The 11,907-nt window shown below is 38.4% G+C and carries 6 protein-coding genes, 2 pseudogenes and 1 other annotated feature; of the genes and pseudogenes, 6 read left to right on the top strand and 2 right to left on the bottom strand.

The features are described 5' to 3' along the window. The first annotated feature begins 247 nt into the window (after nt 1-247). Nucleotides 248-882: pseudogene (locus tag B1B04_RS11835) on the top strand (superoxide dismutase). 196 nt (nt 883-1,078) lie between these two features. Here the strand turns inward: B1B04_RS11835 and mnmM are convergent. Further along, on the bottom strand, nt 1,079-1,657 hold the full coding sequence (gene mnmM / locus B1B04_RS11830; RefSeq protein ID WP_079561671.1) for a tRNA 5-(aminomethyl)-2-thiouridylate-methyltransferase MnmM: 579 nt from the start codon (nt 1,655-1,657) through the stop codon (nt 1,079-1,081). Then, nucleotides 1,654-2,610 carry a tRNA modification radical SAM protein MnmL/YtqA gene (mnmL, locus tag B1B04_RS11825; protein ID WP_079561670.1) on the bottom strand — a complete coding sequence of 319 codons (957 nt, stop codon included), beginning with the start codon at nt 2,608-2,610 and terminating at the stop codon, nt 1,654-1,656. The genes mnmM and mnmL overlap by 4 nt, the downstream gene beginning before the upstream one ends. Nucleotides 2,611-2,870: 260 nt before the next feature. Here mnmL and B1B04_RS11820 point away from each other — a divergent pair, with 260 nt between their 5' ends. The 5 genes and pseudogenes from B1B04_RS11820 to leuS all read left to right on the top strand — a co-directional run bounded on the left by B1B04_RS11820 (nt 2,871) and on the right by leuS (nt 11,886). Beyond that, the gene (locus B1B04_RS11820) at nt 2,871-4,049 is read left to right on the top strand and encodes an MDR family MFS transporter (RefSeq protein WP_079561669.1); all 1,179 of its coding nucleotides are present in this window, start codon (nt 2,871-2,873) and stop codon (nt 4,047-4,049) included. Between the two features lie 172 nt (nt 4,050-4,221). After that, a complete protein-coding gene (locus B1B04_RS11815; RefSeq protein WP_079561668.1) occupies nt 4,222-4,569 on the top strand; it encodes an ArsR/SmtB family transcription factor in 348 nt (115 codons plus the stop codon). Nucleotides 4,570-4,624: 55 nt separating this feature from the next. Beyond that, nucleotides 4,625-6,349 (top strand): SulP family inorganic anion transporter, encoded by a 1,725-nt coding sequence (locus B1B04_RS11810; RefSeq protein WP_079561667.1) that lies wholly within the window; start codon nt 4,625-4,627, stop codon nt 6,347-6,349. 934 nt (nt 6,350-7,283) lie between these two features. Then, nucleotides 7,284-9,035, top strand: a pseudogene (gene dhaK, locus B1B04_RS11805) (dihydroxyacetone kinase subunit DhaK). A gap of 131 nt (nt 9,036-9,166) precedes the next feature. After that, nucleotides 9,167-9,378 (top strand) — a binding site (T-box leader). A gap of 90 nt (nt 9,379-9,468) precedes the next feature. Beyond that, nucleotides 9,469-11,886, top strand: coding sequence for a leucine--tRNA ligase (gene leuS / locus B1B04_RS11800; protein ID WP_079561666.1), 2,418 nt, complete (start codon nt 9,469-9,471; stop codon nt 11,884-11,886). The last annotated feature ends 21 nt before the right edge of the window (nt 11,887-11,907 follow it).

Raw genomic sequence — 11,907 nt, 5'->3', positions numbered from 1 at the left:
AACGAAGATCAACTTACTATACAAAGTATATGTTTTAATAAATGTCATGCACAATTTTTGGTGATGAGCCATAAAAAAAGAATAATACTAAAATCTGCTCTTGTATCCTGTGCAGTCGTTTACATATTTCGGTGAAGAGCTATAAAAGAAAATAAAATTTCTGTTGACGGCAATAGAAAAAGAAGGTATATTTTGTCATAAGGAAATTATTTTTCCTTTAAGAAACTTTTTTGGGGGAGGTGAAAAATTGACTGTGTTCCATTTACCGAAACTTTCATATGATTATGATCAGTTGGAGCCATTTATTGATGCTAGAACGTTAGAAATTCATCATTCTAAGCATCATGCTACGTATGTAAATAATTTAAATGTGGCATTAGAAGGTCATAAGGATTTAGAAGATCAGTCATTGGAAGATTTATTAAGAAATCTTGATGAGCTTCCAACGGACATTCAAACAGCCGTGCAAAATAATGGTGGGGGACACTATTGCCACAGTTTATTTTGGGAATTGATGAGTCCTAATGGTGGTGGTGAGGCAACTGCTGATATTGGAAAGGCGATCGATTATTATTTTAAAACATTGATAATTTTCAAGATCAGCTTTCTAAAGCGGCAATTTCACGCTTTGGAAGTGGATATGGATGGCTAGTGCTAGATGGCGAGCAATTGACCATTATGAGTACAGCTAACCAAGACACGCCTTTAAAAGAGGGGAAAATCCCTCTACTCGTTATTGATGTTTGGGAGCATGCATATTATTTGAAATATCAAAATCGCCGACCTGAGTTTGTTACGAATTGGTGGAATACAGTTGATTGGGACAAAGTCAATCAACGATATGTGAATGCAAGGGAAACAATAAACACTTTTAAAATCTAACTAAGCTAAGTTAATTAAGGTAATTTGACATGAAAGTAAAGTTAAGTACTCCTCCATATCCCCCGCGCCATCGGGGGATATTTTCTTATATTCTTTGAAAACCCCCTACACAGCAGGGGGTTTCAAAATTAAAAGGCATGATTCCAATACGGTATCGGAATCATGCCTTAAATAAATGAATATTAAAACGATCTATTTAGCTTAACGAGTAATCTTTCATTTTTTCTAAAGCAATTACAAAAGGTGGATCATTTTGTTGATTTAGAAACTCGTATTTTAATACATGTACATACTTTTGGGGAAGTTGACTGACATAGTCTATCACAGCATCTCGTTCTTCCTTCCCACCTGGATGACCATGATAAATGACAAGGACAATAAGACCACCGATTTTTAGCATCTTAAGCAAATTATCAATTGCTTGTATCGTCGTATTTGGCTGTGTAATGATGTCGTGATCGCTACCAGGCAAATAACCAAGATTAAAAATTGCAGCTGCGACTGGTTTGTGGACATAGTTGACTACTTCTTCATGCCCTCTATGTAAAACAAGCGCACGATGCTCTAAACCATTGTCTAAAAGGCGATGGAGAGTGGCATCAACAGCGCTCTTTTGAACATCAAAGGCGTATACTTGTCCTTCATCACCGACAAGCTGTGCTAGAAACAATGTGTCGTGGCCATTTCCAGCTGTGGCATCCACTACAGTGTCGCCCTCTACAACAGTATCTTTTATTAGCTGTTGGGCATATTGTAAAACGCGTTGTAGCTTCATTTGTCATCCTCAGCTTTATAAAATTTTCCTTGCCAGCTTCCACGGCGTTCAAGCTCAGCATCAATTCCGTTTAATACTTCCCATTTATTAACACTCCACATCGGGCCAATCATTAAATCGATTGGTCCATCGCCTGTAATTCGGTGAATAACCATATCTGGTGGTAGAATTTCAAGTTGATCGGCTACAAGCTTTGTATAAACATCTTGATCTAAAAATTCTAACATTCCTTTTTCGTATTGCTTAACCATTGGAGTACCTTTTAAAAGATGCAGTAAATGGATTTTAATACCTTGTACATCAAGCTTCGCGACTTCACGAGCAGTTTCCATCATCATGTCAGAGTCTTCGAGAGGAAGACCGTTAATAATGTGCGAGCATACACGAATACCGTGTTTTCGTAACTTTTCAACACCTTCCACATATGTTGCATAATCGTGGGCACGGTTGATAAGATTGGCTGTTTTTTCATGTACAGTTTGAAGTCCTAATTCAATCCATAAATAGGTACGCTCATTTAATTCAGCTAAATATTCAACTACATCGTCTGGCAGACAATCAGGGCGTGTTGCGATAGATAATCCAACAACCCCTTCTTGGGCTAATGCAGCTTCAAATTTTTCTTTTAATACTGGTAGCGGTGCATGTGTATTTGTATACGCTTGGAAGTAAGCCATGTATTTGCCATCCTTCCATTTTTGATGCATTTTGTCGCGTATTTCAGCAAATTGCACCTCGATAGGATCAACTTTGTTGCCAGCAAAATCACCTGAACCTGCAGCACTACAGAACGTACAACCGCCAAAGGCAACTGTACCATCACGATTTGGGCAGTCAAAGCCTGCGTCTAGTGCTACTTTAAATACTTTATGGCCAAATTGCTCACGTAAATAGCGATTCCATGTATAATACCTCTTCCCGTCTGATGGAAAAGGAAAGTTTGTTTCTGTCATTTATTTCACTCCTCTAACACTATATTTTATCACGTGCTGGTGTTTCCGTCATGAGGGAGAATTTAATAATATGTGGATGTACTATGAGAGAAGGCATGCGGAAAGTACATCGACCGTCGTAAACCACCGGGAGGCCCCGAAAAACTACACAAAAAATATTCTAAAGCATATGTAAAAAGAGTAAATTTATTTTTCTTGTGCTTTTGTATGTTTAAACATAAACTAACTATTTAGAGTAGCGAAATAATGGAGGACATTCTATGCCAAAAAGTGTTTGGTTTTTAATTATCGGAATGCTTGTGAATACGACGGGCAACTCTTTTTTATGGCCTTTAAACGCCATTTATATGCACGATTATTTAGGGAAGTCACTTGCGATGGCTGGCTTTGTGTTGATGTTGAATTCTGCTGCTGGTGTATTAGGGAATCTCTTAGGTGGTTACTTATTTGATAGAATAGGTGGCTATAAATCAACAATGTTTGGCATTCTTTTGACGATTGCCTCATTAATAGCTTTAACGATTTGGCACGGCTGGCCACATTATGTGTGGATTTTAACGATACTCGGCTTTAGTGGGGGTATTGTATTCCCAGGGATGTTTGCTTTAGCTGGAACTGCGTGGCCGGAGGGTGGACGAAAAGCTTTTAACGCAATTTATTTAGCTCAAAATTTAGGAGTAGCAATTGGTCCTGCACTTGCCGGTGTTGTTGCTGCTTACCAATTTGACTACGTCTTTAAGGTCAACTTAGCCATGTATATTTTGTTCTTTTTTATAGCATTTTTTACTTTTAAACGATTTGAAGAGGGAAGCATTGCACCGAAAAATGTCGTGAGTGAAAGTAAGCGAATAATCAATAAAGCACCGTTTTATGCATTATTAATTATAAGTTCTTCCTCTGTACTATGCTGGGTAGCTTATTCACAATGGAGTGCGACTATCTCTTCCTATACACAAGATCTAGGATTAGGATTGAAACAGTACAGTCTACTTTGGACTATTAATGGCTTACTTATCGTTTTAGGGCAACCGCTAATTGCGCCGCTAGTGAAACGCTGGGAAAATAATTTGAAGCGTCAATTAGTGTTTGGCGTTACACTGATCGCGATATCCTTTGGCATCATTGCGTTTGCAAGTGATTTTAAAATGTTTGGAGCAGCAATGGTTGTGCTAACTTTTGGTGAAATGTTTTATACACCTGTCTTACCTACAATCGCCAATCAACTTGCACCAAAAGGGCGTCAGGGCTTTTATCAAGGGATTATTAATAGTGCAGCAACAACAGGTCGTATGATTGGCCCATTATTTGGTGGTATTATGGTCGATCAGTTTGGCATGATTGCACTTGTATTAATACTAGTAATTATTGTATTGCTTGCGATAATTCCATGCCTTATCTATGATTATCCTTTACGAAAGAATAAAACAGTGACAGATTAATAGATAAATTTAACAATAATATTCTCAAAACGAGCAAAAACTGTGTGGGAAACACGTTTTTTGTTCGTTTTTTAGTGTTTGATATTGAAAGTTAGCATATTGTAGCGTACAATCAATCATACATATTCAAATATTTGAATATATGAAAATGAAGTTCCGTGGAGGGATTTATGTGGAAGAGAGCTTGCAGCAATTTAAGGCAGATTTTTTTAAAGCTTTAGCACATCCATTACGAATTAGAATATTGGAATTACTAGTAGATGGTAAGAAAAATGTCAATGAAATTCAAAGCTGCTTAGAAAAAGAGGGCTCAGCTGTTTCTCAGCAGTTAAGTGTATTACGAGGCAAAAATATTGTTTATGGAACGAAAGAGGGGAAAAAAGTTTACTATTCTTTAAGCGATCCAATGATTGGAGAGTTACTTGGCGTCGCAAAAGAAATTTTTAATAATCACTTAATAAATACAATTACTAGATTAGAAGAAATGACTATTAATGAAGATAATGAAGAGGATATGTAAACTGGGGTTTTACGAAACATTTACCTTGCTATTATTTTGAAGGGAAGATTTATAAATGAAGTCACTGTTTACAGGGCGATATGAAGGATATTCTGTTCATCATTTGAAGAAAGATTTAATCTCAGGGACAATTGTCGGGATTGTAGCAATACCACTGGCAATGTCCTTTGCCATTGCGTCAGGTGTTAAGCCTGAGTATGGAATATATACAGCTTTTATTGCTGGCATACTTATTTCGCTTTTTGGTGGTTCGAAGTTCCAAATAGGGGGACCTACAGGTGCATTTGTACCAATTTTATTAGGGATAGTCATTTCGTATGGCTATGAAAACTTATTAATCGCCGGATTAATGGCCGGGGTTATTTTGTGCTTAATGGGTATGTTTAAACTGGGCTCATTAATAAAATTTATTCCCCGACCCGTAACGATAGGTTTTACCGCAGGAATTGCAGTGATTATTTTTACAGGTCAAATTGCCAATTTCTTAGGTTTAACAAATATTAAAAGACATGAGTATTTTATTGACAATGTAAAAGAAATTGTTATGCATATTGGTACGACAAACTTTTATAGTGTTATAACGGCGATCATAAGCCTTATCATTATTTTAATAACACCGAAAGTTTTACCCAAAGTTCCAGGAGCGTTAGCGGGGATTGTTGTTTCTACACTAGTGGCAACATTCTTTTTTTCTGGACAAGTTGCCACAATAGCAACAGCCTATGGTCAAATTCCTAATACACTACCGAATTTCGCAGTTCCAGATATCACATGGGAGCGTATTCAGCTACTTATTGGACCAGCTTTTGTGATTGCGATGCTTGGTGGGATTGAATCACTTTTATCTGCTGTGGTAGCGGATGGAATGACAAATACAAAGCATAATAGTAACCGTGAACTTGTTGGTCAAGGGATTGCTAATATCGTCACTCCTTTCTTTGGAGGGATCCCTGCGACAGGGGCTATTGCTCGTACTGCGACAAATATTAAAACAGGTGCAGTATCACCCATATCAGGTGTTATTCACGGTGTATTTGTTTTAGTTACTTTATTATTACTTGCTCCTTTTGCTTCACATATTCCATTAGCTAGTATGGCTCCAGTTTTAATGGTTGTTGCTTGGAATATGAGTGAGCAAAAGCATTTTGCACATATTATTAAATTAAAATCAGGAGATTCTCTCGTTTTAATCATTACGTTTCTTCTTACTGTTTTTACAAGCTTAACATTAGCTGTAGAGGTGGGGCTTGTACTAGCGGTCGTATTATTTGCAAAGCGTATGAGCGAAAAGCTTGTAGTAACAAAGGTTTTACCGGATCATTCGAAAGAGAGTGGAAAGTTACAATCACATGTTGTTCATCAAAAACGAGACTGTCCACAAATTAGTATTTATACAGTTGAGGGTCCTCTTTTCTTTGGAGCAGCTCAAACCTTTGAACCGGCAATTGTAAATTCTATTCAGCACGAACAAAAAGTTTTAGTATTACGCATGGGTAAAGTACCTTTTATGGATTCAACAGGTGAGTCGTATTTTGGTAATGTCATTCGGAATTTTAAAGCACAGGGTGGTACCATTTTAGTTACAGGAGTACAAGACGAATTAAAAAAGGCACTAAAGTACAATGGCTTATATGATGAAATTGGTGAAGATAATTTCTATCCGCATACAGGAGAAGCGATTAATAAAGCTTTAAGCTATTTAGATACAAATAAATGTATTGGCTGTAAGCATTTCGCTTTCCGTGAATGTCAGGAGTTATCCCGCAATAAGGGGCAGTAAATAAAAAAAACTGCCCCTAACTGCCCCTAACTGCCCGATTGGTGAAGACTAATAATCAGTGGGGAACAGAAAACCCCCACTGATTAAAGTTTCGCTTTATCCCGCAATAAGGGGCAGTAAAAGTAGAAGAACTGCCCCTAATTGCCCGATTGGTGAAGACTAATAATCAGTAGGGAACAGAAAACCCCCACTGATTAAAGTTTCACTTTATCCCGCAATAAGGGGCAGTAAAAATAGAAGAACTGCCCCTAATTGCCCAATTGGTGAAGACTAATAATCAGTGGGGAACAGAAAACCCCCACTGATTAAAGTTTCGCTTTATCCCGCAATAAGGGGCAGTAAAAGTAGAAGAACTGCCCCTAATTGCCCGATTGGTGAAGACTAATAATCAGTAGGGAACAGAAAACCCCCACTGATTAAAGTTTCACTTTATCCCTCAATAAGGGGCAGTAAAAGTAGAAGAACTGCCCCTAATTGCCCGATTGGTGAAGACTAATAATCAGTAGGGAACAGAAAACCCCCACTGATTAAAGTTTCACTTTATCCCTCAATAAGGGGCAGTAAATAAAAAAACTGCCCCTAATTGCCCGATTGGTGAAGACTAATAATCAGTGGGGAACAGAAACCCCCACTGATTAAAGTTTCACTTTATCCCGCAATAAGGGGCAGTAATTTATCTGTACCGAAAACAAAGTGACAAGTAAAAAACTCCCCCTTCAAAATTCAGCGAAAGCGAATAAATTAGGTGGGAGTTTAATTGTCTTAGAGGTTATGATAATCATCCCTACAACTTTATTCGTTTTTAATAGAATACGTTTTCAAATATATTTCAAAGGGTATGTATCATAGCAGGAATCTTCTTTGAATAATTATAGAAATATGCCTACGAATAGGCTCCGTAGAATGTGACAAAACTTATAGGGGAGGATTAAAGATGAAAAAAATTATGAATCAACCTGAATCACTTGTTATGGAAATGTGCAATGGGATAGTTCTGGCTCATCCGGAACTTGAGCTGTTAAAAAAATATAAAGTAATTAAGAAAAAAGCAATGAATGCAAATAAGGTAACTTTAATTAGCGGTGGCGGTAGTGGACATGAACCAGCACATGCAGGGTTAGTAGGAAAAGGAATGCTGGATGCTGCGGTATGTGGTGATGTGTTTGCCTCTCCTTCACAAATACAGGTATATCAAGCAATCAAAGCAACAGCCAGCCAAAAAGGTACACTGCTCATTATTAAAAATTACAGCGGAGATATAATGAATTTTAAAAATGGCGCTCACTTAGCCATGGAGGATGGCATTCAAGTAGAGTACGTCCGAGTAGAAGATGATATTGCAGTAGAAGATAGCCTTTATACAGTAGGGCGCCGCGGCGTAGCAGGAGTTGTGTAAGTACATAAAATTGCTGGTGCAGCCGCTGAAGAAGGTATGGATTTGATACAGGTCAAAGCTGTAGCGGAAAAAGCAGCGGCAAATGTTCGAACAATTGGTCTGGCGCTAACTTCCTGTACGGTTCCTGCTAGTGGATCACCTACTTTCAAATTGGGTGAAGACGAGATGGAATATGGTGTCGGTATTCATGGAGAGCCAGGAAGAAAAAGAGAAAAAATGATGGCTGCAGATGAATTAGCTTTACGTATGATAAATGACCTTTTAAAAGATTTAAGATTAGATAAAGATGCTGAAATTGCTGTTCTAGTAAATGGATTTGGCGGTACACCACTTCAAGAACTTTATCTGTTTAATAATGCGGTTTCTAGAGAGCTGAGTAAAAGAAATATACGAATCAATAGAACATTTGTCGGCAATTACATGACAAGTATTGATATGGCTGGAATCTCTCTTACAGTAATGAAACTAGATGATGAACTGAATACACTATTATCGAAAGAATGTAATACACCTGCATTTAAGGTAGATGGACCAGTTGGGCGTGTAGAATACGTAGATATTAATGATAACGTAGAAGAGAAACAAGCTTTCTTTGAGACGGAAACAGGGAAAGAACACGCTATCATCAAAAATGAGGTAATCACATTAAATAATATGATTTATCTTGTAGATAAAATGAGCGAGATTATTATTAAGAACGAAGTGCCTTTCTGCGAATTGGATACCCATGCAGGTGACGGCGATTTTGGAATGAGTGTCGCTAAAGGTTTTAAGGAATTAAAACGAGGATGGAGCTCGATTCTAAATCATGAACATTTAAGTATTGGGACTTTCCTTGATGGTTGTTCCATGATCATTATGGAACATTGCGGAGGAGCTTCTGGTCCAATTTGGGGCGGGGCTTTCCGAGCTGCTAGTAAAGCAGTGGAGGGAAAAATGGAATTAACTGTCGGAGAGTTTGCTGAAATGTTACAAGCTACGCTGAAAGGTATACAATCTGTCGGTGAGCGTTCTTTCGGAAGAGGGGCAGAGGTAGGCGATAAAACGCTTGTAGATGCGCTTGTACCTTGTGTAAATTCCTGGTTAGAAAGCGCTGCAACTGGTGCGGACTTTAAAACAGCTTTTGAGAAAGGGGCAGAGGCTGCTGTTAAAGGAGCAGAATATACAAAGGAAATCGTTGCTCGAATGGGTCGTGCCGGAACAGTTGGTGAAAGAAGTCTAGGTTATCCGGATGCCGGTGCTTATGCGCTAGGAGTTATCTTTACGGAACTTTCTCGTAGTTTAAAATAAAGCGAGCACTATGGATACAACTTATTTCGAATATTGTTACCTTCATAGGGATTTAATTTGTTCAAAAATGGTTAGTATGTAAACAAAGTCTTGTGCTTTTCAGTACTTTCCATTAGAATAAATGCAATACATGTAAGACAATGATGAGGAATAGTAAATTTGTGTTTCTTTTTAGAGAGCTAGCGGTTGGTGGAAGCTAGTAGGAAAGCAAATTGAACTCGCCTTCTGAGTCTGCCCGAGTGAAACAGCTCGTGCCGTTCCTTCCGCGTTAAGGAAGCTAAAGCCGAGTGTGATCACTAATGTGGGTGGTACCGCGGGAGATACGAATTCTCTCGTCCCTTTCTAATGAAGAGAGGGGCGAGTTTTTTTATTTTTTAAATATTTTGTCAATTCTTAAGTTGAAGAGCATGACACATTCAAAGGAGGAAGAATAATGAGTTTTAATCATCAACAAATCGAAAAAAAGTGGCAGCAATATTGGGCTGATAATAAAACGTTTAAAACTGAAAACGAAACAGAAAAACCAAAATTTTATGCGTTAGACATGTTCCCATACCCATCTGGTGCTGGTCTCCATGTAGGACATCCAGAGGGCTACACAGCGACAGACATCCTTTCACGCTTCAAGCGTATGCAAGGTTATAACGTCCTACATCCTATGGGCTGGGATGCATTCGGTTTACCTGCAGAGCAATATGCACTTGATACAGGAAATGACCCTGCAGAATTTACAGCGAAAAATATTGCAACATTTAAGCGTCAAATTCAAGAGTTGGGCTTTAGCTATGACTGGGATCGTGAAATTAACACAACAGATCCAGAATACTATAAATGGACACAATGGATCTTTATCCAACTTTATAAAAAAGGCTTAGCCTATGTAGATGAAGTAGCTGTAAACTGGTGTCCAGCACTTGGAACAGTACTTGCAAACGAAGAAGTTATTGATGGAAAGTCAGAGCGTGGTGGTCACCCTGTAGAACGTCGTCCAATGAAGCAATGGATGCTTAAAATTACTGCCTATGCTGACCGTTTAATCGATGACTTAGAGGAAGTTGATTGGCCAGAGTCTATTAAGGATATGCAACGTAACTGGATTGGTCGTTCGGAAGGTGCAGAAGTAACATTTAATATAGATGGAACAGATGAAAACTTCACAGTGTTTACAACTCGTCCTGATACATTATTTGGTGCTACATACTGTGTTATTGCACCTGAGCATAAATTAGTGGATCAAATTACAACTGCTGAACAACGACAAGCTGTTGAAGCTTATTTAGATAAAGTAAAATTGAAATCTGATTTAGAACGCACAGATTTAGCGAAAGAGAAAACAGGCGTATTCACAGGTGCCTATGCAATTAATCCGATTAACGGTAAAAAAATGCCGATTTGGGTTGCAGACTACGTATTAGTATCATACGGTACTGGTGCAATTATGGCAGTTCCAGCGCATGATGAGCGCGACTATGAATTCGCAACAGAATTTGGTTTAGAAATTATTCCTGTCCTTGAAGGTGGAGACATTAGCAAAGAAGCCTTCACAGGTGATGGTAAACATATTAACTCTGACTTCCTTGATGGCTTAAACAAAGAGGAAGGTATTGCTAAAGCAATTCAATGGCTTGAAGAAAAAAGCGTAGGAGAGAAGAAAATCTCTTACCGTCTTCGCGACTGGTTATTCTCTCGTCAACGTTACTGGGGTGAGCCAATTCCTATGATTCATTGGGAAGATGGTACAACGACGCCAGTACCGGAATCAGAATTACCATTAGTACTACCAAAAACAGATAATATTCGTCCTTCAGGTACGGGTGAATCTCCGTTAGCGAACATTTCTGAATGGGTAAATGTTGTTGATCCTGAAACAGGCAAAAAAGGTCGTCGCGAAACGAATACGATGCCACAGTGGGCTGGTTCTAGCTGGTACTTCATTCGTTATATTGACCCAACAAATAAAGAAGCAATTGCAGACCCTGAATTACTGAAACGTTGGTTACCAGCCGATATTTATATCGGTGGGGCAGAGCATGCGGTATTACACTTACTATACGCTCGCTTCTGGCATAAAGTATTATACGATTTAGGTGTTGTACACACGAAAGAGCCATTCCATAAATTATTTAACCAAGGAATGATTCTTGGTGAAGGTAATGAGAAAATGTCTAAATCAAAAGGTAACGTCGTTAACCCGGATGAAATCATTTCTTCACACGGTGCGGACACTTTACGTCTATATGAAATGTTCATGGGTCCACTTGAAGCATCTGTTGCATGGTCAACAAATGGCTTGGACGGGGCACGTCGTTTCTTAGATCGTATTTGGCGTCTATTTGTCAATGAAGAAGATGGTACAATCGCTGCGAAAGTTCAAGCTTCTGATGACAAAACATTAGAAAAATCATATCACCAAACTGTGAAAAAAGTGACAGAGGATTATGAAGGTATTCGCTTCAATACAGCTATTTCACAAATGATGGTATTCATCAATGATTGCTACAAAGCGGAAGTAATTCCAACAGCATACGCTGAAGGCTTTGTGAAAATACTAGCTCCAATGGTGCCACACGTTGCAGAAGAGTTATGGCAAATATTAGGTCATGATGAAACACTTTCATATAAGGAATGGCCAACATATGATGAGTCTAAACTTGTTGATGATGAAGTGGAAATCGCCGTACAAGTGCTAGGCAAAGTACGTGCAAAAATCATCGTAGCGAAAGATGCTTCAAAAGAAGAAATTGAAAAAGTAGCTCTTGCAGATGACAAAGTACAAGAGTATATGGCAGGCAAAAACTTAGTAAAAATAATTGTCATTCCAGGTAAGCTTGTTAATATCGTTGTGAAATAAAAATGTGAAAAGTGTCCAATA

This window comes from Lysinibacillus sp. KCTC 33748 (genome assembly GCF_002237755.1).
Lineage (GTDB): Bacteria > Bacillota > Bacilli > Bacillales_A > Planococcaceae > Lysinibacillus.
Note: the sequence above shows the minus strand (reverse complement) of the source record. Positions and strands in the feature narration are given on the sequence as shown.